The sequence below is a fragment of the Parabacteroides sp. AF14-59 genome (assembly GCF_003479515.1).
Lineage (GTDB): Bacteria > Bacteroidota > Bacteroidia > Bacteroidales > Tannerellaceae > Parabacteroides > Parabacteroides faecis.
Map to the genome: position 1 here is coordinate 241,862 of NZ_QUHH01000005.1, position 23,338 is coordinate 265,199.

General features: G+C 43.0%; 21 protein-coding genes. 18 read left to right on the forward strand and 3 right to left on the reverse strand.

All coding sequences use genetic code 11. The annotated features are described in order from the left end of the window. The first annotated feature begins 164 nt into the window (after positions 1 to 164). Positions 165 to 2,468, forward strand: coding sequence for a family 20 glycosylhydrolase (locus DWW23_RS08195; protein ID WP_122352789.1), 2,304 nt, complete (start codon positions 165 to 167; stop codon positions 2,466 to 2,468). Positions 2,469 to 2,692: 224 nt separating this feature from the next. On the opposite strand, the gene DWW23_RS08200 is transcribed toward DWW23_RS08195, so the two are convergent. After that, positions 2,693 to 4,066 carry an aminopeptidase P family protein gene (locus DWW23_RS08200; RefSeq protein WP_122352790.1) on the reverse strand — a complete coding sequence of 458 codons (1,374 nt, stop codon included), beginning with the start codon at positions 4,064 to 4,066 and terminating at the stop codon, positions 2,693 to 2,695. Positions 4,067 to 4,179: 113 nt separating this feature from the next. On the opposite strand from DWW23_RS08200, the gene DWW23_RS08205 reads away from it, so the two are divergent. The 6 genes from DWW23_RS08205 (at position 4,180) to DWW23_RS08230 (ending at position 8,087) form a co-directional block, all read left to right on the forward strand. Beyond that, the gene (locus tag DWW23_RS08205; protein ID WP_122352869.1) at positions 4,180 to 4,524 is read left to right on the forward strand and encodes a hypothetical protein; all 345 of its coding nucleotides are present in this window, start codon (positions 4,180 to 4,182) and stop codon (positions 4,522 to 4,524) included. Between the two features lie 14 nt (positions 4,525 to 4,538). Further along, complete coding sequence (locus DWW23_RS08210; protein WP_122352791.1) at positions 4,539 to 4,961, forward strand: ATP-binding protein; 423 nt, start codon at positions 4,539 to 4,541, stop codon at positions 4,959 to 4,961. 6 nt (positions 4,962 to 4,967) lie between these two features. Next, positions 4,968 to 6,347 (forward strand): [Fe-Fe] hydrogenase large subunit C-terminal domain-containing protein, encoded by a 1,380-nt coding sequence (locus tag DWW23_RS08215; RefSeq protein ID WP_122352792.1) that lies wholly within the window; start codon positions 4,968 to 4,970, stop codon positions 6,345 to 6,347. Next, positions 6,334 to 6,672: a DRTGG domain-containing protein gene (locus tag DWW23_RS08220; RefSeq protein ID WP_122352793.1), complete on the forward strand. Its 339-nt coding sequence runs from the start codon at positions 6,334 to 6,336 to the stop codon at positions 6,670 to 6,672. Before DWW23_RS08215 ends, DWW23_RS08220 begins: the two co-directional genes overlap by 14 nt. Next, the gene (locus DWW23_RS08225; protein ID WP_122352794.1) at positions 6,669 to 7,412 is read left to right on the forward strand and encodes a PHP domain-containing protein; all 744 of its coding nucleotides are present in this window, start codon (positions 6,669 to 6,671) and stop codon (positions 7,410 to 7,412) included. Before DWW23_RS08220 ends, DWW23_RS08225 begins: the two co-directional genes overlap by 4 nt. A gap of 150 nt (positions 7,413 to 7,562) precedes the next feature. Next, the gene (locus DWW23_RS08230; RefSeq protein WP_122352795.1) at positions 7,563 to 8,087 is read left to right on the forward strand and encodes an ATP-binding protein; all 525 of its coding nucleotides are present in this window, start codon (positions 7,563 to 7,565) and stop codon (positions 8,085 to 8,087) included. Here DWW23_RS08230 and DWW23_RS08235 read toward each other — a convergent pair whose 3' ends face one another. Further along, entirely contained in the window at positions 8,088 to 9,482 is a 1,395-nt protein-coding gene (locus DWW23_RS08235; RefSeq protein ID WP_122352796.1) for a transglycosylase SLT domain-containing protein, read from the reverse strand. Between the two features lie 11 nt (positions 9,483 to 9,493). Then, a complete protein-coding gene (gene rlmD / locus DWW23_RS08240; protein WP_122352797.1) occupies positions 9,494 to 10,909 on the reverse strand; it encodes a 23S rRNA (uracil(1939)-C(5))-methyltransferase RlmD in 1,416 nt (471 codons plus the stop codon). Between the two features lie 196 nt (positions 10,910 to 11,105). Between rlmD and ppdK the strand changes: the two genes are divergently transcribed. The 11 genes from ppdK to DWW23_RS08295 all read left to right on the forward strand — a co-directional run bounded on the left by ppdK (position 11,106) and on the right by DWW23_RS08295 (position 23,334). Beyond that, the gene (ppdK, locus tag DWW23_RS08245) at positions 11,106 to 13,826 is read left to right on the forward strand and encodes a pyruvate, phosphate dikinase (RefSeq protein WP_122352798.1); all 2,721 of its coding nucleotides are present in this window, start codon (positions 11,106 to 11,108) and stop codon (positions 13,824 to 13,826) included. 164 nt (positions 13,827 to 13,990) lie between these two features. Next, positions 13,991 to 14,212 (forward strand): hypothetical protein, encoded by a 222-nt coding sequence (locus DWW23_RS08250; protein WP_122352799.1) that lies wholly within the window; start codon positions 13,991 to 13,993, stop codon positions 14,210 to 14,212. A gap of 325 nt (positions 14,213 to 14,537) precedes the next feature. Next, a complete protein-coding gene (locus tag DWW23_RS08255; protein WP_122352800.1) occupies positions 14,538 to 14,936 on the forward strand; it encodes a LytTR family DNA-binding domain-containing protein in 399 nt (132 codons plus the stop codon). Next, the gene (locus tag DWW23_RS08260) at positions 14,926 to 15,579 is read left to right on the forward strand and encodes an FHA domain-containing protein (RefSeq protein WP_122352801.1); all 654 of its coding nucleotides are present in this window, start codon (positions 14,926 to 14,928) and stop codon (positions 15,577 to 15,579) included. The genes DWW23_RS08255 and DWW23_RS08260 overlap by 11 nt, the downstream gene beginning before the upstream one ends. A 137-nt stretch (positions 15,580 to 15,716) precedes the next feature. Next, the gene (locus DWW23_RS08265; protein WP_122352802.1) at positions 15,717 to 15,959 is read left to right on the forward strand and encodes a hypothetical protein; all 243 of its coding nucleotides are present in this window, start codon (positions 15,717 to 15,719) and stop codon (positions 15,957 to 15,959) included. Next, on the forward strand, positions 15,956 to 16,471 hold the full coding sequence (locus DWW23_RS08270; RefSeq protein WP_122352803.1) for an FHA domain-containing protein: 516 nt from the start codon (positions 15,956 to 15,958) through the stop codon (positions 16,469 to 16,471). The genes DWW23_RS08265 and DWW23_RS08270 overlap by 4 nt, the downstream gene beginning before the upstream one ends. Before the next feature lie 14 nt (positions 16,472 to 16,485). Beyond that, entirely contained in the window at positions 16,486 to 17,289 is an 804-nt protein-coding gene (locus DWW23_RS08275; RefSeq protein WP_122352804.1) for a PP2C family serine/threonine-protein phosphatase, read from the forward strand. Positions 17,290 to 17,332: 43 nt separating this feature from the next. Continuing rightward, positions 17,333 to 19,234: a serine/threonine-protein kinase gene (locus DWW23_RS08280; RefSeq protein WP_122352805.1), complete on the forward strand. Its 1,902-nt coding sequence runs from the start codon at positions 17,333 to 17,335 to the stop codon at positions 19,232 to 19,234. Positions 19,235 to 19,302: 68 nt separating this feature from the next. Further along, on the forward strand, positions 19,303 to 20,193 hold the full coding sequence (locus DWW23_RS08285) for a hypothetical protein (RefSeq protein WP_233564288.1): 891 nt from the start codon (positions 19,303 to 19,305) through the stop codon (positions 20,191 to 20,193). Between the two features lie 11 nt (positions 20,194 to 20,204). Then, positions 20,205 to 22,445, forward strand: a complete 2,241-nt coding sequence (locus DWW23_RS08290) for a hypothetical protein (RefSeq protein ID WP_122352806.1) — start codon at positions 20,205 to 20,207, stop codon at positions 22,443 to 22,445. Position 22,446: 1 nt separating this feature from the next. Then, positions 22,447 to 23,334 carry a serine O-acetyltransferase gene (locus tag DWW23_RS08295; RefSeq protein ID WP_122352807.1) on the forward strand — a complete coding sequence of 296 codons (888 nt, stop codon included), beginning with the start codon at positions 22,447 to 22,449 and terminating at the stop codon, positions 23,332 to 23,334. Positions 23,335 to 23,338 lie beyond the last annotated feature (4 nt).

Here is a 23,338-nt window from a genome sequence, read left to right on the forward strand (position 1 = left end):
GAACAAAGATACGACATTATTACGAATTATTCGTAACATATCCGCGAAACAGTGTAAAATGTTATTCGAATCAAACATGTAATCTCCTTTCAAAATAAGGGCGAAACGGATTTTTATTGTATTTTTGTTTTCTAATTTATTACCAAACAAATAAACACATAAAAATGTACAAACAATTTCTTGCAGCTTGCTCCCTGACCGGAGCTTTAATGCTGAGTGCATGTTCGCCCACGACGCCTGCGGCACATGATGTTTCCCTGATCCCCGTTCCGAAAGAGATCAAGAATGTGAATGGACAGTTCATCCTGAAGAATGGTATGACTATCGGTGTTGCCGATAAGCAGTTATTACCGGCAGCAAATTATCTTTCCGGCCTTTTATCGCGTGCAACCGGCTATATATATAATGTACGTGAGGGAGACGGTGATATATCTTTGGCGGTAAGTGATATTGCCGGCCAGAATGAAGGAGCTTATACGCTGGATGTTTCTTCCGGTAAAGTGCAGATTAAGGGAAATACTTATGGTGGAGTTATTTCCGGTATCGAATCGCTTCGCCAGCTTTTGCCGGCAGAGATCGAATCGCCGGAAGTGGTGAACGATATTACCTGGAGTGTTCCGGCCGTTCAGATCACGGATGCACCCCGTTTCGGATGGAGAGGGTTGATGCTGGATGTTTCTCGTCATTTCTCTACTAAAGAAGAAGTGAAAGAGCTGCTGGATATGATGGCTCTCTACAAATTGAATAAATTCCATTGGCATCTGACCGATGACCAGGGATGGCGTATTGAAATAAAGAAATATCCGCTGTTGACTGAAAAAGGAGCTTGGCGTACCTTCAACAATCATGACCGGGAATGTATGAGATTGGCAAAATCACAGGATAATCCGGATTATGAATTACCTGCTGAGAAATTGCAGATTGTACAAGGCGATACTCTGTACGGTGGTTTCTATACTCAGGAAGATATTAAGGAAATCGTAGAATATGCCGGTGTGAGAGGTATCGACGTAATCCCGGAAGTGGATATGCCGGGCCATATGCTGGCTGCCGTAAGCAATTATTCAGGCGTTTCCTGTTTCAACCAGACAGGATGGGGAACCATGTTTTCTTCGCCGGTATGTCCCGGAAAAGACTCTGCCCTTGAATTTTGTAAGAATGTGTATAGCGAAATAATCCCGCTTTTCCCTTATAAATATATTCATTTGGGAGCGGATGAAGTAGAGAAAGCCAACTGGAAGAAATGCCCGGATTGCCAGAAGCGGATGAAAGATAACGGACTGAAGACGGAAGAAGAATTGCAATCCTGGTTCGTTCATAATATGGAGAAATTCTTCAACGATAACGGAAAAGAAATGATCGGCTGGGATGAGATCCTGGAAGGCGGATTGTCTCCGACGGCAACGATCATGTGGTGGCGTACCTGGTCTCCGAACGCTGTTCCGGAAGCAACCGCACAGGGAAACCATGCTATTCTTTCCCCGAATGCAAACTTCTATTTCGATTATCAGCAGGATAAAAACTCTTTGCCGGGTGTTTACAACTACAATCCGATGCCCGAATCGTTGAGTGATGCGCAGAAGGCCTTGATCCTGGGTATTCAGGCAAATCTCTGGTGCGAATATATCCCTTCTTTCGAACGGGCACAGTATATGATCATGCCCCGTATGATGGCTATGGCGGAACTAGCCTGGAGCGATCCTTCCGTAAAAAGCTGGGATGGTTTTAAAGAACGGATGGTTAAGCAATTCCCGCGTCTGAACATCATGGATGTGAATTATCGTATTCCGGATCTGGAAGGATTCAATAATACCAATGCGTTTGTCGGTGAAGGTACATTGACGGTGACTTGTCTCGATCCGAGTGCGGAGATCCATTATACAACCGACGGAAGTACTCCGACTCTGGAATCTCCTCAATATAAAGAACCGGTCAAAGTAACGGAGACGACAGACTTTACTTTCCGTACATTCCGCCCGAACGGAAAGAAAGGCGACATCGTAAAGACACGGTTTATCAAGAGCGAATATGCACCGGCAGCAGAAGCAACCCCTTCAAAGAAAGGTTTGCAGGCTGTATGGCATGAGTTCAGAGGCAGTGCATGCGACGAGATAGAAAAGGCTCCGGTAAACGGTACTTATGAAATATCCGAAGTGACTATTCCGGCAGAAGTGAAAGGAAATATCGGCTTGGTCGTAACAGGTTATTTCAATGCTCCGGAAGATGGTATTTATACCTTTAACCTGTTGTCTGATGACGGCAGTACGCTGAAAGTCGACGGAGAACTGGTTGTCGATAATGACGGTCCTCATTCACCTCGCGAAGTTGTCGGACAAAAGGCGTTGGCAAAAGGTCTTCATCCGATAGAAGTAAAATATTTCGATCATAACGGCGGAATGCTTCAGATGAAGGTGCTGACAGCTGACGGAAAAGAATTACCGGTTAACGATAGTTTATTTGCATTTTAGACATTTCTCACTGTGAGAAATGTTCAATATGATCCCGGGAAGCTTTCTCACTACCGAGAAAGCTTCAAAAGTATTTTTTGAAAGATTCTCACGCTGAGAAACAATAAAAAAGACATTTCCGAGCTTTTCTCACGCTTGGAAATGTCTTTTTTATGATTTTGAAGGATTCTTACGGTGAGCGGCCTTCGCCAGCTTTTTTTGAAGCATTCTCACAGTGAGAACGACTATCGCAGTGCTTCTACTTCTTCCGTATGCAAAGGAATCTTCTTACCTAACAAACGTGCTCCGTCTTCCGTGATCAGATAATCCTCTTCGTTACGGATACCGCTGAAGTCTTTATAAGTTACCAGCTTTTCATAATTGATAAATTCAGTGAACTTATTCTGGCCTCTCCATAAATCCATCAGTTCTGGAATGAAGTAAACCCCCGGTTCGATCGTAAGAACAAATCCCGGTTCCAGTTTACGTCCCAGGCGGAGAGACTTACGGCCGAACTCAGTGCTCTTCGGTTGTCCGTCATAACCCACATATACCTCACCCAGGTTTTCCATATCATGTACATCCAGTCCCATCATATGTCCCAGGCCACAAGGCATGAACATGGCATGTGCACCAGCCTTTACAGCATCCATCGGATCGCCTTTTACGAAACCAAGATCTTTCAAACCTTCCATAATGACCTTACAAGACAGCTCATACACATCGACGAAAGGAATACCCGGACGAAGGGCGGCAACAGCAGCTTCATGGGCAGCTACCTGGATATCATAAATATCTTTCTGGCGGGTGGTGAATTTGGAATCGGCCGGAATAGTAGACGACATATCGCCTGCATAGCCCATCTCCGTTTCGGCACCGGCATCGAGTAACAACATATCGCCGCTCTTGATCATATTACTGTGATCATGGTTATGCAATGTCTGTCCGTTGATTGTCGCGATAATAGGGAAGGAGAGCTGATAGTCGTTGGCATAAGCCACTTCTGCCACGGCAGCAGCCACTTCGCTTTCGCGGATTCCCGGGCGGACCGTACGCATGGCAGTCAGGTGCATATCGGCAGTGACCACACAAGCCTTTTCGATCTCGACGATTTCTTCCGCCGTCTTATAATTACGCTGGTTAACGACACCGAAGATGAAAGGGACGGAAGGCTGTTCGGTTCCCGGTACGATGCCTAACCACTGGAATAGCTTGATCTGATGTTCTGCACGATATGTCGGCAGGTAATGGATACGCTGGCTTTTCTGCCCAGCCGCTTTCAGATAGGTTTCAATTTCCTTGAACGGGCGTACTTCCGTGATACCGGCAGCTTCGCTCTTTTCTTTCAAAGTCGGTTGCGTGCCCATCCATACGATTGCGTCGATGGTCAGTTCGTCACCGAAGATGATCTCTTTGTCGTTGTCTATATCAATGATGGCGGATAGTCCGGCATACGGCAGTCCGAAGAAATACAAGAAAGTAGAATCCTGGCGGAAGTGATACGTGTTGTCTGCATAGTTCATTCCTGACTCATCATTTCCAAGGAAAAGTAACAGACCTGAGCCTATCGTCTGTTTTAGTTTAGCCCGGCGGGCGATATAGGTTTCTTTACTAAACATAAGATTAGAATTTTATTTATTGCTACCAAAGATAGTAATTAATATAGACTAACGGACATCTATTAAAAAATATTTCTTACATTGCCATCACGAATTAAACCTTGCATGCGATTATGAAGATTCAGCAAATACAAGAACTTACCGATGCGGTCGTGGCGTGCGGAAACGACAAGCTAGACCATGATGTACAATGTGCTTTTGCCAGCGACCTGATGAGCGACGTGCTGACACTGGACTGTAATGAAGTCATTCTTATCACCGGACTTTGTAACCTGCAAACAATCCGTACGGCGGAAATGGCAGATGTCGACTGTATCCTTTTCGTCCGTGGAAAAAGGATTACTCCGGAGATGCTGCAACTGGCATCCGAGAATAACATGATCTTACTCGAAACGGAACATTCCATGTATCATACGGTGGGCGAACTGTATTGCAGCGGCCTCGTACCGGTCTATTAAAGAAAGGAGAAAGTATGCAACTGAGGTTTGAATTAGAAGGAGGAAATTTCTCGAAAGCCGGATATGCGTCCAGCCAGGTCAAGAAGATACTGAAACAGCTGTCCATCGATCCCCGCATCATCAAGAGGGTGGTTGTCGCCCTGTATGAAGCCGAGGTAAATGTGGTTGCCCATGCCTGGCGGGGAAAGGTACTGGCGGAACTCGATGCCGATAAGATCTCTTTGCTGTTGAAGGATGAAGGTCCCGGCATCCCCGATATTCCGCAGGCCATGCAGGAAGGGTTCTCGACCGCTTCGCCTGCTGTGCGGGAAATGGGGTTCGGTGCGGGAATGGGATTGCCCAATATGAAAAAGAATGTAGACGAACTTAATATAGAGAGCGAGGTCGGCGTAGGCACAACCGTACGCATGGTCACCTGGTTCGGGAAGAAGGAGTAAAACACCATGGAAGAGACGAAGTTTTATCATGCACTTAAAATAAACCAGGAACGTTGCATCGGTTGCACGCATTGTATGACCAAATGCCCGACCCGTGCAGTCCGTATCCGTGACGGTAAAGCCGTGATACGCAAAGACTGGTGTGTCGATTGCGGGGAATGCCTGAAAGCCTGTCCGGCGGAAGCCATCTATGTGGAGCAGGACGACTTCCAGAAGATATTCGACTATGAATGCCGGGTGGCGCTTGTTCCGACCGTATTTATCGGCCAGTTTTCCAAATATACGACGGAAGAGGAGATATTCAGTGCCCTGTATGAGTTGGGATTCACCCATGTGTACCAGGTCGAATTCACTGCCGATATGATCCACCGGGAGATGCTCCGGCAGATGGAACAGGCGGAGGAGAAGCCGGTAATCAGCTCTTTCTGTCCGGCAATCGTGCGGTTGATACAGATTCGTTTCCCGGCGTTGGTCGATAATATTCTTTTGGTGAAAAGTCCGGTCAATGCGACTGCCACCTATTATCATCAGGTGTTGACGGAAGAAGGTTATCAGCCCGGACAGATCGGACTCTTTTACGTGACGCCTTGTGCCGCCAAGATTGCCGCATTGAAAAGTGCGGATGGCTATTCATCCACCATTAACGGTGTGATCAATATGGATACCCTATATAATAAGGTATATCATATCCTGCAAAACCGTCCGAAAGGCTACAAGCCCGAATGTGTCCTTCCGCCTGCCCTGACCAAGAAAGAAATGAGATGGAGCCAGACGGGAGGGGAGGCAAAGCATTTCTCCGGCCGTTGCCTGGCTATCGACGAAATACACAACGTGATCGACTTTCTGGAACGGATGGAGACGACGACGGAGGTCCGGAATGTGGATTTTCTCGAACTGCGTGCCTGTGACCGCAGTTGTGCCGGAGGCGTATTGGCTGTAGCCAACCGCTTCCTGACTGCCGAGCGGATCATGAAGCGTTCGATGAAACGGGATAAGGCCCCGCTTATTTATGCTTCTGAACGGCTGGGGGCATTAGCTTACCTGAAACAACATATCACGATCCGTCCGCTTCCGGCTAATCCGAAACTGCTTTACGACGGCAGCATTGAAGAAGTGCTGAAAAAGATGGAGCAGGTACGGAGATTGATGTGTTATCTTCCGGGAATCGATTGCGGTGCATGCGGAAATCCGAACTGTCAAAGTCTGGCGGAAGATATTGTCCGTCACGAAGCCCAGTTCAGTGACTGTATTTTTATGCAGCGTAATATGGAGAAACATGGCAAACTGGACCAGGAGCATGCTTTCCGCCTGGTAGAAAAAATATGGGGGAAGGATCGTTTAAATAAAGACTGTTATAAGAAAGGAGCCAAATATGAAGGTCAGTGATCTTGTAAAAGAATTGGAACTCACCGTTTTCTGCGGTGAAGAGAATCTGGATGCCGTCGTTAAAGGCGGTTATACCAGCGATCTGTTGAGTGATGTAATGGGGCATATGGAAGAAGGGATGCTATGGATCACCATGCAAACCCATCAGAACATCGTTGCCGTTTCAACCTTGAAAGATGCGGCGGCTGTTTTGATCGTGAACGGTGCTTCACCGGATGAAGAAACGTTGCAGAAAGGGATAGAAGAAGGGGTTCCTTTACTGGGGACGCCGCTTTCCGCATTCGTCGTCAGTGGTAAAATATATCAACTCCTGCAGAACGGATGAATCTTTACCGGGCTGATCTGCATATTCATACTTGTCTTTCCCCTTGCGGAAGCCTGGAAATGAGCCCCACGGTCATTGTCGAAACAGCACTTACCCGGGGACTGGATATTATTGCCGTAACGGATCATAACAGTACCCTGCAATGTCCTGAGATACAAAAACTGGGGGCCGAAGCCGGATTGACGGTTTTTGCCGGGGCCGAGGTTTGTACCCGTGAGGAGGCGCATTGTGTGGTTCTTTTGGGAACGGAAGAGGCGCGTGTTGCTTTTCAGCAATATCTGGAGATGTATTTGCCGCCTGTTCCGAACGACCCTGAACGGTTCGGTGACCAGGTGTGGGTGAACCGGCAGGACGAAATAATAGGGGAGGTCCCGTATTTGTTGCTCTCTGCGCTCGACCGCAATGTGAATCAGGTAGCGGCATTTGTAAAGGAACTGGGCGGTCTGTTTATTGCTGCTCATGTGGAACGCCCGTCTTTCAGCCTGATCAGCCAGCTTGGTTTCATTGACCCGGCATTGCCTTTGGATGCGATTGAATATACGGATGCGTCCCGGTTTGCAAGGCTTGTGGACAAACAAAAGTATTTGTCGAACTACACCTCTTATCCGGCTTCCGATGCCCATTACCCGTCACAGATCGGAAGTAATCCATGCCTGATACGGGCTTCTGCACCTTTATTCGAAAACATCAGGATGGCTTATGCTAAAACTCAGGAACATTTAGTTTTTTCCTCCGCATAATTAAAAGAATAAGATAAACTATACATAAATGTAAAGCATACTATACGTATAAGTAAGGTTATCTATACAAATACGTAAGGCTAGCTTTCCTTTTATAAAATAGAGGAGAAAAAAGTTTAAAATTCACTATGTCAGGAAATAAATATCAGGATGAACACGCTTACATTCCATATCACCGATATTGCCTCGAACAGTGTTCGTGCAGGCGCCACCCGTATTTCGTTGGAAATAACGATTCATGAAGACCATACGACTGTCCGTATTACGGATAACGGTTGTGGTATGGATGCAGAAACGGTCTCCCGGATAACCAATCCGTTCTATACGACCCGGACAACCCGGAAAGTGGGACTGGGAATCCCTTTCCTTATTCAGAATGCAGAACAAACCGGCGGTCATGTCAGCATCACATCGGAGCCGGGAAAAGGAACGGCGGTAACGGCTTGCTTCATTACTTCTAATATCGACTGTCCGCCTATGGGTGATCTGCCCGGAACGGTTGCTATGCTGATAAGCGGGAATCCGGGGATTAATGTCTGTTTTTCTTACAGGAAAGAGGAATTGTTATTTGAAATAAGTTCGGAGGATTTGCGAAGCGTCTTTGAAGATATCCCGTTAAGCTATCCGAAAGTCATACTCGCCATCCGGGAGATGATCGCCGCCAATCTGTCCTGATCAACTACGTTTGGTCTTTGTCTTGTAGTATTCGAAACGTTGCATCACTTCACGCACATAATTATACGTTTCCGAACCACGCAAATATCCATGCTTGCAGACAGGGTCGTTGTAATATTCGGGATCGCTTTTCAGGCGGACATATTCGGCTACGTTGTTATCCCAGACTTTCGGATCTTTCCCGTATTTCTCCGCCAGACGCTGGGCGTCGTAGATATGTCCGATACCGGCATTGTAAGAGGCCAGAGTAAACTTGATCTTCTCCTGCGGATCGGTTATTTCAGAAAAGCCCTGACGGAATTTGCGCAGGCAGTCCACGCCGGTACGGATGCCGACATCCGGGTCTTTCAGTTCGTGCGGAGTGACGCCGAGTGCCTTGGCTGTATTAGGCATGATCCCCATCAATCCTTCCGCTCCAGCCCATGAAACGACCGATGGGTTAAAATGAGACTCCTGATAAGAGATAGATGCGATAAGCTGCCAATCCCAGCCGATGTTTTTGGAATGCTTTCTGAACAGCTCGTCGTAAGGAGAAATATGTCCGTTCTTTACCGGAGGCAGGTCGGCGGTAAGAGGTTGCTTGCCTAGCTCGAAATAACGTTTCACCAATGCCCGGTAGACATGGTTTCCCGATTTGTCGGATGCCCAGGCGTTGATCGCTTCTGCCAGTTTCGGACTTGTCTTACGAACCAGCCAGGAAGAACGCTGCATGAAGCTGACTTTCAGTGATACGTTGATGTTCCAGAAATAAGTCTTGTTCAGACGGGCGATATTATCATCGCTGATGGTGTAGGGTATTTCGCCCTGCGAAACCATGGCGATCAGGTCTTCGGTCGTTACCGTATCTTTCTTGATGTCTTTTATATGGATACCGCCGCCCAGTTCTTTATCCAGGTTTTTAAGCCGTTCGTAGTATTTGGTATCCGGCTTTACGTACACTTCTTTCCCGATCAGTTGAGTCACATCTTTAAGGATCGTATCTCCTTTGTTGGCACGCTGAACCAACACCTGGCTGGTCAACTCTTCGCGCCCGCAGTAAAGATAATTCTCTTTCAGGTTATTACTCATCTGGATAGGGTAGGCAACAACGTCGGCTTCACCGGCTTCCAGCATCTCGATCAAACGGGTCGCGTTTTCAGCGACTTTGATGTTCAGCTTCAACCCTTCGGAGCGGGCGAAGTCTTTGATCAGGTCGTATTCATACCCCATCGGTTCCATTTTATACTGGAAGTAGGAAGTGGAGCTGTAAAGTGTCACGGCCGTGATCTCGCCCTCCGCTTTCAGTTGGGGCAGGTCGGTATAGACAAAATCGTCTTCCTTTTGCTCTTGCTTATTGCTGGAACAGCTACTCAAAAGCAAAGTTAAGCACAAAAGGGAGATGATTTTCCTATACATTATTATATATGTTATTCTTTCTTTTCCAGTAAGACAACATTTTCCACGTGGTGTGTATGTGGGAACATATCGACGGGGCGTACCTTCTTCACATTATACTTCACGCTAAGCAGGCTTAAATCGCGGGCCTGTGTTGCCGGGTTACAACTTACATATACGATACGCTTCGGTTCGGCAAAAAGGATGGTGTTGATTACATCATCATGCATTCCGGCACGAGGCGGATCGGTAATAATAACATCCGGACGGCCATGTTGGTTTATGAAATCTGTCGTAAGGATATCTTTCATGTCACCGGCATAGAATAATGTGTTGTCGATTTTGTTCAGGGCAGAATTGACTTTGGCATCTTCGATTGCTTCGGGCACATATTCGATACCGATTACTTTCTTTGCCTGGCGTGAAACGAAGTTGGCAATCGTTCCGGTTCCCGTATAAAGGTCGTACACCATTTCATTGCCGGTCAGTCCGGCAAACTCGCGGGCTACCTTATATAAGTTGTAAGCCTGTTCACTGTTCGTCTGGTAGAAAGATTTGGGACCTACTTTGAATTGCAGCCCTTCCATCTCTTCAATGATATGGTCTTTGCCACGGAACACAAGAACATCCTGGTCGGTGATCGTATCGTTGCATTTCTCGTTTATTACATATAATAAAGAGGTGATCTCCGGAAATTGTTCTGCCACATGCGAGAGCAAGGCTTCGCGGCGTTCCTTATCTTCGTGGAAGAATACGACTACCACCATCAGGTCGCCCGTTGAAGCGGTACGGATCATCAATGTACGGATAAACCCTTCCTGATTCCTTAGATCGAAGAAAGGATAGCCTTCGTGTGACAAGCAATACTCTTTGATACAAAGACGGATGCGGTTGGAAATATCATTCTGCAACCAGCATTTGTGTATATCCAGTACCTTGTCGAACATTCCCGGGATATGGAAACCGACAGCGTTCATACAATCGAAAGTGGCTCCTGACTTCACTTCTTCTTCCGTCAGCCATTTCTTATTGGAGAAGGTGAATTCGAGTTTATTCCGGTAGAAGGTGGTACGTTCGGAACCTAATATAGGCAAAACCTCTTCCATCTCGATCTTTCCGATGCGGGTAAGGTTGTCTATAACCTGCTTATGTTTGTATCTTAACTGGGCTTCATAGGGGAGATGTTGCCATTTGCAACCACCGCATACGCCGAAATGTTCGCAAAACGGAGTGGCTCGTTCTGTAGAGTATTCGTGGAAGTGTACAGCCTTCCCTTCGGCATAACTATTCTTTTTACGGGTAAGTTGGATGTCTACTACATCGCCGGGAGCGACAAAAGGAACAAACACTACTTTCTCATTTACACGTGCAATCGCCTTACCTTCAGCGGCTACGTCTGTAATTGTTACCTTTTCAAGCAAGGGTAACTGCTTCTTATTTCTTGCCAATTTTATCTGTGTTTAAAATTTTCGCCACGCAAATGTACATATTTAGCTGATACGAATAGTAAAGAATAGTTCTAAAACATATAAAAATCTTTAACTTTCTGTATCCTGTGTACTTCTAAATAGCATATATTTGCAGCATTGCAATGTAGAGATAGCAAAACTGAAATCTAATAAACATATATTTACAGTCTGACATATGGAAAGAAAAAGAGTCTACACATTCGGAAATGGAAAAGCCGAAGGTAAAGCAGATATGAGAAATCTGCTGGGTGGTAAAGGTGCAAACCTTGCCGAAATGAATTTAATTGGCGTTCCGGTTCCTCCGGGATTTACAATTACAACAGAAGTTTGCTCGGAATATTATGAACTGGGCAAAGACAAAGTGGTAGAGTTACTGAAGTCGGACGTTGAAAAAGCTATTGCTAACATAGAAACGTTAATGAACTCCAAGTTCGGAGATGTGGAAAACCCGCTGTTGGTTTCTGTCCGTTCCGGAGCACGTGCTTCTATGCCGGGTATGATGGATACCATCCTGAACCTGGGATTGAACGACGAGGTAGTAGAAGGGTTGACACGTAAAACAGGCAACGCTCGTTTTGCATGGGACTCTTATCGCCGTTTTGTACAAATGTATGGTGATGTGGTTCTGGGTATGAAACCGACCAGTAAGGAAGACATTGATCCGTTCGAAGCGATCATCGAAGAGGTGAAAGAAGCCAAAGGGGTGAAGCTGGACAACGAACTGACTGTCGACGACCTGAAAACATTGGTGACAAAGTTCAAAGCCGCTGTTAAGAAACAAACAGGAAGCGACTTCCCGACTTGTGCCTACGAACAATTGTGGGGTGCAGTCTGTGCCGTATTCAACTCCTGGATGAACGAACGTGCTATCCTGTACCGCCAGATGGAAGGTATTCCGGCAGAATGGGGAACAGCTGTTTCTGTTCAGGCGATGGTATTCGGTAACATGGGTGATACATCTGCTACAGGTGTATGTTTCTCTCGTGACGCCGGTAACGGTGAAGACCTATTCAACGGTGAATACCTGATCAATGCACAGGGTGAAGACGTTGTTGCCGGTATCCGTACTCCGCAGCAGATCACGAAGATCGGTTCACAGCGCTGGGCTGAACGTGCCGGTATTCCGGAAGAAGAAAGAGCTGCTAAATTCCCTTCAATGGAAGAAGCAATGCCGGAAATCTATAAGGAACTGGATGCACTGCAGACAAAACTGGAAAATCATTACCGCGACATGCAGGATATGGAATTTACCGTACAGGAAGGTAAACTTTGGTTCCTTCAGACACGTAACGGTAAACGTACCGGTTCTGCTATGGTGAAGATCGCTATCGATCTGTTGCATCAGGGAATGATCGATGAAAAGACAGCTTTGAAACGCATCGAACCGAATAAACTGGATGAATTGCTTCACCCGGTATTTAACAAATCAGCTTTGAAGAAAGCGAAAGTATTGGTAAAAGGTTTGCCTGCATCTCCAGGTGCTGCGACAGGCCAGATCGTATTCTTTGCGGATGACGCTGCCGAATGGCATGCTGCCGGAAAGAACGTGGTATTGGTTCGTATCGAAACTTCTCCTGAGGACCTGGCTGGTATGGCTGTGGCTGAAGGTATCCTGACAGCTCGTGGTGGTATGACCTCTCATGCTGCTGTAGTTGCCCGTGGTATGGGTAAATGCTGTGTGTCAGGTGCTGGCGGTTTGAATATCGATTATAAGAAGAAAACGATAGAGGTAGGAGGTATTACGCTGAAAGAAGGTGACTTCCTGTCTATCAACGGTTCTACCGGTGAAATATTCGAAGGCAAAATTGAAACAACTGCAGCTGAGCTTTCTGACGATTTCGCAGAACTGATGAAGTTGGCCGACAAATACACCAAATTGCAGGTTCGTACCAATGCAGATACTCCGCATGATGCTGAAATAGCCCGTGCATTCGGTGCAAGTGGTATCGGATTATGCCGTACGGAACATATGTTCTTTGAAGGTGAAAAGATCAAAGCTATGCGTGAAATGATCCTGGCAGAAGATGCTGAAGGACGTAAGAATGCATTGAAGAAGATCCTGCCTTATCAGCAGGCTGACTTCAAGGGTATTTTCAAAGCTATGCATGATCTGCCTGTCACTGTTCGTTTGCTCGATCCTCCTTTGCACGAGTTCGTTCCTCACGATCTGAAAGGTCAGGAAGAAATGGCAGAAACAATGGGTATTTCTGTAAAGGAAATCCAGCAGCGTGTAGAATCGCTTTGCGAACATAACCCGATGTTGGGCCACCGTGGTTGCCGTCTGGGTAATACATATCCTGAAATTACAGAAATGCAGACACGCGCTATCTTAGGTGCTGCGCTGGAATTGAAGAAAGAAGGTATCGTAGCTAAACCGGAAATTATGGTTCCTCTGACAGGTATCTTATACGAATTCAAAGAACAGGAAAAAGTAATCCGTGATGCCGCAGAAAAGTTATTTGCCGAAGTAGGAGACCGTATCGACTTTAAGGTAGGTACAATGATCGAAATTCCTCGTGCTGCTTTGACTGCTGATCGTATCGCTTCTTCTGCTGAGTTCTTCTCATTCGGAACAAATGACCTTACTCAGATGACATTCGGCTATTCACGTGACGATATTGCCTCTTTCTTACCGATCTATCTGGAAAAGAAGATCCTGAAAGTAGACCCGTTCCAGGTATTAGACCAGAATGGAGTAGGCCAGCTGGTTCGGATGGCAACAGAAAAAGGACGTGCAATCCGCCCGGATCTGAAATGTGGTATTTGTGGTGAGCATGGCGGTGAACCTTCTTCAGTGAAGTTCTGTCATAAAGTAGGACTGAATTATGTATCTTGTTCTCCGTTCCGCGTGCCTATCGCTCGTATCGCTGCCGCACAAGCTGCAATCGAAGATTAACATAAAATGTAAATAAAGTAATTAAGAAGGGTATTCTTTTGGGATATCCTTCTTAATTCGTTTTAAAATAGTTCGTATTCTATATCATTTATTTCATTATTCTCAAAATATAATTACTTTTGTATTAATGATTTTTTATTATTCATAAATGTAGAAAAATTTATATGGCACGAAAAGTAAATTATTCAAAAAGGATCGGGAAAATTAAAGCTCAACTAGACGAGCTGGTTAATGACATTGAAAATGGTTCTAAAAAAGAAACAGAAGAAGTTGTAGAACAGAAAGTGAAAATTTCTGATATTGATTTCGAAAATGAAGATGTTGCTACGTTAATGAAAATTCAGACGCGTTTAGTTCGTGCAATTAATCAAAAAATGAAGAATTAATCGAATTGAGGTTTTATACCTTAAATGGAGAAGGGTGTTCTGCAATGGAATACCCTTTTTTTATATTAAACAGGTCATGTCTGGTGTCCGGTTGATGCCAAATATTCAATGAGAAGTTTCCAGCTTAGGCCAGTATGGGGTGAGCTATTGAAATTTAATAGATAACTTATTTTTATCGAACTTCTTAATATTCAAGAATAAAAGAGGAATTTTATCAGCACGGCTTTCCCTTTACATTTATATTTCTTTGTAAAATATAGCCGGAATAAAGATAAAATACCGTATATTTGTTACTCGATGAAAATTAAAAAAACAATATCAACGTATGGAGCGGTATTTAATAATTAAGACGAGGGATGAGTTGTTACGAATAAAGATAGGGCAGATACTCTATTTTGAAGCTGATAGAAATTACACTAAATTACTATTATCCAATGGAATCCAGTTTACGTTTGCAATTAATATCGGTAAAATAGAAGAGATATTAGAAAAGCAGGTGGCAGGATGCAACAAGATATTAATGAGAGTTGGAAAAAGTCATATCATCAATAAAAATCATATTCTGCAGATCAATTTACCTAAGCAAAAACTATTATTGTTGACGGAAGAGGGCAAACCCAGAGAGCTTATAATATCTAAAGATCCTTTGAAAGTGCTAAAAGAATCGCTGGAAAAGGAGATGGGCAAACCGGAAGAACCAAAGGAATTAAAAGATGAAAATTAAAATCGGTAAAGCTGAAGATAATGATTTTATAGTGAATGATCCTCATGTTAGCAGACACCATGCTTGTCTGATGCGTGAGGATCATGGCTGTTGGTTGTTAGAAGATCTCGGCTCTACCAACGGAACTTTTGTCAATGGTTCGCAGATCGTCAAAAAACGTGTTACACCGACAGATAAGATCATTTTGGGAACAGGTTATGTCCTGAATTTGTCTGAAGCGCTGAAGTATAATAATGACTATAGCGAAGAATTTGCCGCTTTAAAGAAAGTGTATGATGATTATGTTCAAGCAAAAGTGAAGATACAGTCGGCTAATCAGTTTAAAACCAGATTATTTCAATCCCTTCCTTTTGCTTTACCCGGTATAATAGGTGTTGTGATCGGTTTTTTAGGTAAAGGGAGTCCTGAGTTTTTAGGGATAAGTCTTTTCATTACAATTTGTGCTCCTACCGTCGGTATTTATATGGGAGCCAAACAGGCATCCAAGACACCTCAACAGTTGCAAGACATTGCAAATCAATTTAAAATAGACTATGTATGTCCCAAATGCGGTACTTTTTTGGGAGAAATACCTTGGGAATCCCTGAGGAACAGAAAGCAATGCCCGGTTTCTTCCTGTAAAGCAAAGTGGGTCAGCGAATAAGTTGTTTCGTATCTCAAAAGCGGACAGTTTGTACATAAAACCCAAACCTTTGATTATAAGAGGAAATTACATGTTAATTTAATCCGTTACTTTTTCTACTTTTGTTTCCAGAAAGAATAATTTTAATTCAAACCAGTATGCAAGAGGAGGAATACACATTCGTTACACTAGACAGTGACGACTCCGTATTTAGTGATGCGGTAGTAGTAGATGTGGATGGGGAAAACGATTTATCTGGTATCGTTATGATTGATGATGATAATATGGATGTTTCAGATTTTATTACATTATCTGATGACACTATAATATTGTCTGACACAGATGTACATGACGCTTTCTCTACTGATATTGACGGAGCTGATATATCGTTCATGTTATGATTTCAGTCAAGTGTCCACATTGTCACGTAGGATTAAAGGTAGACGAGGGGAAACTTCCCCTCGATCTCACTTCTTTTAAATGTCCGAAGTGTAAACAATCGATTCCTGTCTCTTTGCTTCAACTGGGAAAGCAAGGAGCAGATTGCGATCAGGATACAATCCTGGTCCATCCCGTTTCAAACAGCACAGGTCAGCTTTTGGTTGTTGGCGATGCCGTTACCCCCGAACAATCTTTTCCCCTCTATGAAGGTATTGCAATCATCGGTCGAAAATCCAATGCATCGAATGCTACTATTGGGATTCTGACGGCCGATAAATCAATGAGCCGGGAACATATACGAATAGAAGTTAAAAAAGACCCGAAAGGAGGGTATAAACATTATCTTTCTGACAATAATAGTAAAAACCATACGTTATATAATAGCAATTACCTTGAAAATGGAGAAGTAGTGGTGCTGAAGAATAATGACGAGATCGTTATCGGGCATACTGTTCTTCGCTTTAATGAATAAAATCTGTTCGTGCTATGAATATAACGATTGGCAAGCCTTGGGCCGTTTGTGAAAAAGGCGGTAGACAAAACAACGAGGATTCAATCTATCCGTTACCGGAAATGGTTAATTCCAATCAGAAATTATTTCTGGTTTGCGATGGTGTCGGCGGATCAGAGAAAGGAGAGATTGCCAGTTCGCTGGCTTGTGAATCTTTCCAGACTTTCTTTTCTACATTCCTGGACGATGAACCATCAGAAGAATTTATAAATAAAGCTATCAGATATACAGAAGCTCGTTTCGACGATTACGTAAATACCCATCCGGAGGCCAAAGGTATGGCTACGACACTGACGATGGTTTCAGTTGGGACATCCGGTGTGACATTAGCGCATGTTGGGGACAGCCGGATTTATCAATTCCGCCAGGGAGAGATCCTTTATCAGACTGAAGACCACTCGTTAGTCAATTCACTTGTCAAATTGGGAAAGATAACTAAGGAAGAAGCATCGACCCATCCGCAAAAAAATGTTATTGTTCGTGCCATACAAAGTACGGAACATCCGACGGAAGCAGATGTGATCCTGTTAAAAGATATACAGGCTGGCGATTATTTTTTCATGTGTACGGATGGTGTATTGGAACGGTTGAAAAATGAGGACCTTTCTTATATTTTCTCAACCCATAATAACCCGGAAGATATAAAAGATGCCATTATGGCATCCTGTTGCGGGAAGACCAGGGATAACTTTTCTTTTTATATTTTACCGGTTCAAAACGTTGGTGAATCTATCGGAATAAAACAAAATATTCTCTCTTTCCTTTATTCTTTTATATAAATAACGTAATTTTGGCAGATTAAAAAGAGATACGCAATAAGTTATGAATTTGCCAAACGGACATCTTCTTCAAAATAGAAAATATCGGCTTACTCATGTAGTTGGTCAGGGCGGCTTTGGTATAACTTACAAAGGCGTCTGGTTTACTGAGGTTAAAGGACCATTGGGAACGATCAAAACAGAAGTTCCTATATGTGTAAAAGAATATTTTTTTAAAGATTACTGTTATAGAGATCCTGATTCTTTTGAAGTTAAAGTTCATTCAGAAACAGGAAGGGCGCTTTTTGAGAAGTTTAAAGAGAAACTGATTAAAGAGGCTAAGATTTTATCGGATGTTCATCACCCTCATATTGTCAATGTATTGGAAGTGTTTGAAGAAAATAACACGGCCTATATTGCTATGGAGTATATTTCCGGTAATAGTTTGAAATATATGATGGACAAGGAAGGCGTCTTGCCGGAAGCGAGGGTGCTCAGATATGTGCATCAGATAGGAGAGGCTCTTCAGTTTGTTCACGAGAAAAATGTTCTCCATCTGGATATAAAACCGAGTAATATACTGATCGACCAAAGTGGGAAAGCACGCCTGATCGATTTTGGTGTGAGTAAACGATATGATATTGAACAGCAGGAGACGAGTACGACCATGCTGACTTTATCGAAAGGTTTTGCCTCTATAGAGCAGTATGATAATGAGGGTACACAAAATTTTTCGCCATGCCCGGATATTTACTCCCTGGGCGCAACTATGTATAACCTGTTGACCGGCAAGATACCGACAGAATCTATTCTCCGTGCAACTCGTCCGTTGCCAGCTCCTAGAGAATTAAATCCGGCTATTTCTCCCAAGACAGAAGCTGCAATAATCAAGGCAATGGAAATTGTTCCTGCTGACCGTTTTCAATCGGTGTCGGAGATGTTGGCAGCTTTGGACTTCCCAGAAGCGGAGGAAGAGGAAATAAAAAAAGATATATCTTCTCCGGAATATTTTGAGGAAGATGAAACGACGATTTTATTTACAACACGTTTACCCCAATCCAAAACGGATGAAGGAGATGAAACGGTATTGAATAATGTCGATCAGCCTTCAATACCTAAAAAGAAAAAAAGAAAAGTAACGTTAATATCTTTACTTATTATTATATTTGCAAGTATAGCTTCTGCATGGGTGTTGTTGGTGCAACGAAACAAACCTGTACCTCCTGTTGTTGAAGTTCTGAATGCTGCTCCGAAAGGAAATAGCGATCCGGTCTCTGAAACGGTGGCTACTGATATTATTGAAAAGAACAATACGTCGGCAGTTGCTGAAGAAGAACCCCAAAATGGTTCAGATGAGAAAATTGTCGATAACCGGCAGACTTCGCAAGAGAAACCCGCTGTTAAGTCTGAAGTGACGACTTCACGAACAGAAACGGCGAAACCTCCAAAGGAGCCAACGGTTAAAGATATTGAGAAAACAGTTGTTACACCATCTGTTCCTTCGGAAGAAGAGATCAATGCGGAGTTTGAAACATTGATTACTTCCGGTAAAAGTAAAATGGCAGAGGCGCAGGTTTCTAATGGTGCAGCCGATTTTGCAAAAGCTACGGAAGAAATTTCGGAAGCAGGTATTGCTTTCAGTAAGGCTGCAAAGCTCAAAACGACGGATGAACTTATTGACCTTATAGGAAAATGTAAAGTCAAAGAGGAGGAAATACTCCTTGCCGGTAGAAAAGCACAATATGAAGAAATAAAACCATTTGGTGATCTTATGATCGTTCAGAAAAAGGATACGAAGAAGTACGGAGCCATTGATGCCAATGCAAGAGAACGGGTCAAATGCAAATATTTGGCGGCATACCGGACACAGCAAGGTTACAGTGCGTTTTTAAGAGAAGATGAATTGTATGACATTTATGATACAAAAGGGGGACTGATTAGTGAACGTTTATCGAGTTATTATTAATGGTGTTTATGAAGATACTTAAAATACTTATTTTCTTATTTATAATTGTACTACAGCCAGAACATTTGATGGCACAGTTACAACCAGACTATAATAAAAAAGGTGATGAAGCTATGCGGCACCAGGATTATAGGAAGGCAACGATGTGGTATGAAGAAGGTGTCATGCAATGTGATTCATATAGTATTGAGCAACTGACTACCATTTGGAAACAGAATAAGAAGATACGTTCATCCATTAGTGGGTTGATGAGTAAGTGCTTCGACTGTCTGAGAGATAAAGCTACAATAGATAGCGATTCGACTGCCATATCGCAACTGATTCTTTATTATAAAGAAGGAATAGGTACTTTGGCAAATGAAGAACGTGCCAGAAGTTGGAGTAATCGCCTGGAAGAACTTCGCAGGCCGGTGGAATCGATAACTTATATCCCCCACCAGGAGAAAAAGCCCAGAGAACCCATGAAATTTTTTGTTGGTTATGCATTCTCTATCGAGGCTCCTTACGGCTTAACTGTAGGTGGCGTAGGAGAAAGGTTCGGTTGGTATGCACGGTTCAGGACGAATATGTCATTTGATAATTATACGGATAAATGTAAAGGAACAGATGAGTTTATCAGTTATCCGGAAAATACAGCTTTAAAGTTCACCAATAAGAAAAAAGTAAACTGCTTAACAGCTTCTGCCGGTCTTGTTGTTAAATGTACGCCGTGGTTGTATACTTCTGTCGGTTTAGGATATGGAAAACGGGAGTTATTGTGTGAATATAATGCTACCAGTTGGGATGATATCAATATAAAAAATACGTATTGGGCAAAGAATATTGATCATTCGTATGAAGGTGTGATCGCTGATTTAGACTTTATGGTAAAGTTCGGTTCAATATTTGTTAGTGCCGGATGTAATACCTTGAATTTTAAATATGTGGATCTGAATGCAGGTTTAGGTTTATTCTTTTAACTGATAAGATTATGAAACAATTATACTTCTTATTAACTATATTTTCTTTACTATTATCGGGTTGTTTGGAAGATCCGGATATGAATACCGGATTACAGAATGCATTGAAACCTGAGTTTGAAAAATTTAGTGGAGATGATATCACAAAGACGGCAACAACGATTGTTGCTAAAGCTACTATAAAGAAAGAAAATGGTTCTCCGGTTACTGAACGTGGATTCCAATATTGGGAGGAGAACAGTACTAATATTCAAAAAGAAACTGATAAGGAAAAAGAAGGCAAAGGAACATATAGTTTAACTATAGATGAACTGATAGATGGTGCAACTTACATGATATGTCCTTATGCAATTAATGGTGTTGGTACCAGTTATGGAGATACAATTAAGGTTAATACAAATCGTGGAACTGGTCGAGTAAAGACAACGACAATAGAGGATGAAGCTATTAATGCCACTTCTGTGAATGTAAAAGGCATCATTGCTGAAAAAGGAGAGGGGGAATATGAAGACTATGGTTTCCGTTTATTTAATGCTGAAAAAGATACAACATTCAATAAGGAAAAGGGTGTAGAACTTCGGGATGATAGTGTTTTAGTATATACAATTGAAGGATTGGAGCCTAATACTGAATATTTCGTGGAAGCCTATGCAAAGAATAAATTCGGAACATTTAGTTCTGATGGCAAAGTGAAATTCACAACAAAAGATGGTCTTCCTCAATTAGGAAGTATCAGTCTTAAGGAAGATGCAGGATATGATTATGCAATTTTAAGAGCGGAACTGGTTTGTGAAGGAGATTCTGCAGTGAAAGAGTTCGGCTTTTGTTGGGGGACAGATAATAGAACACCAGGAAGGCCCAATATTGAACAAGACGATACGGTCAGGGCCCTCTCATTGGATGCTGATAATTTCTTCGAAGCTACGATCAAAAATCTGAGTGCTGCAACAAACTACTATGTCATTGCTTATGCAACAAATGCATTCGGAACACGGTATAGTAATGATACGATCAGAGTGGTGACAAAGAGAGACCTTCCGACCATATTTCTCAATGAATCTTCTACTTATGTCATAAGTGCCGGAGTTGTTACGATTGGTGGGGAACTGCAAAGTGAAGGAAAAACGCCTGTAAGCGAATTAGCGGTTTATTATTCTTCATCTACTAAGACTCCTGGTCCGAAAAGCTATGAGGGGAAAAAGGAGTTTACGATTGCTGATCTGGATGAAAATAATAAGTTTACCGTTACTCTTGAGAATATAAAAGGAGGAAAGGAATATTATGTCAGAGCTTATGCGACCAATGAATCCGGTTCGGCTCCAAGTAATGAGATTCAAAAATTTACTACCCCTTCCATCTTTGGAGAAGATCTGGCTACTTTCCCCGGAAGCGGACGAGTTGAATTTTCTACCTTCTGTGTAAACAGTCAGATATATATTCTGGGAGGATATTCTGGTACCGGATATATTAAAGAACTATACGGTTATAGTCCGAGTGTGAACAAATGGGCAGCATTGTCTTCTTACAATGAAAATGTGTATGGAGCTTCTGTCTGTACCCAGGATGATCATGTTTATTCTGTCGGGGGAAGGACAAATTCAAAATGGTTTACAGAATTATATACTTACGAGAATAATACTTGGTCTTCATTTGCTTCAATGGATAGCAAAATGGAATGTATTTTCCCAACTAGCTTTGTTTATAAAGATTCAATCATTTTGATTGGAGGTGAAAGAGCTGTAACGGTTCCTGAAAGTAAAAGCAGTATGGAAGTGCAGGACACTATATATCGTTATGATATGGTCAATAAAGAATGGATTGGGTGCGGTAATTTTCCTGTCCCTATAAAGTCTGGAGTTTCTATCACTTCCGGAGATAGTGTATTTGTTGGTTTGGGAAGTATCTCTAAAGATAATTCATATGAACGGGGATTGTGGCTTAATACCTTTGGTAACTGGGGGGATTGGACTAAGCTGGCTGATGCACCAACCGGTATGGGAAATGTCTGTTCTGGTATTTTGTTCAAGGATTGCTTATATTATGTAGATAATGGCGGCATTATCTGGCGTTTTAGTTTGGCAACGAAAGAGTGGTCAAAAATGTCCAGCTTCCCTAGAAAACTGGATAACCCACCTGTCGATTATAGGATATTCCTGTTGGATGATACTATATACATTTTCCTGATCAATTATTACTATTCTTATTTGAAGATTTATGATCCTTTGTGGGATGTACCACAAGAACAGAAATAAGATGAACAGAACTGATATTTTAAACCAGATACAAAAAAACGTTGAACGTTTATCGGCTTCCGATCTGCCGGAGTATAAATATATTCCGCTGCATCAGAAGCCATCACCTTCTGTACATTCTCTTCGGGAGGTGATGTTATTGCTACGGAAAGTGATTTTTCCGGGATTCTTTGGATCGGAGCAGGAGGCACAGGTAGATTCAATCCAATATTATACAGGTGTATATCTGGAGAAAATATACGACCTGTTACAGGAACAGATATACAATGGACTGTGTTTTGAAGTGGATCGTTGTTGCGACTCGAAGGATCGCGCTTCCCGGATAGCGATTGATTTTATTAATAAGATTCCTCATATAAAGTATTTGCTTTCTACAGATGTAAAGGCAATACTGGATGGAGATCCGGCAGCGAAGAGTCTTAGTGAAATAATTTTTTGTTATCCCGCCGTACATGCAATCCTTCATCAACGGGTAGCTCATGAGTTATTAAAGCTGGGAGTACCTGTCCTGCCGCGTATTATAACCGAGATGGCCCATTCCGAGACTGGTATCGATATTCATCCGGGAGCACAGATAGGAGAATATTTCAGTATCGATCATGGAACGGGTATTGTTGTGGGACAAACTGCTATTATCGGTAACCACGTCCGTCTATATCAGGGAGTCACTTTAGGAGCCAAAAACTTTACGTTGGATGAAGAAGGACTACCTATCGATGTTCCCCGTCATCCGATCATTGAAGATTATGTTACTATCTACTCCAATGCATCTATTCTCGGTCGTATCACGATCGGAAAAGGTTCGGTGATAGGGGGTAATATCTGGTTAACTCATAGTGTCCCACCAAACTCCAAAGTTCTTCAGACGCGAGCTGTTGAAGACAAATAAATCT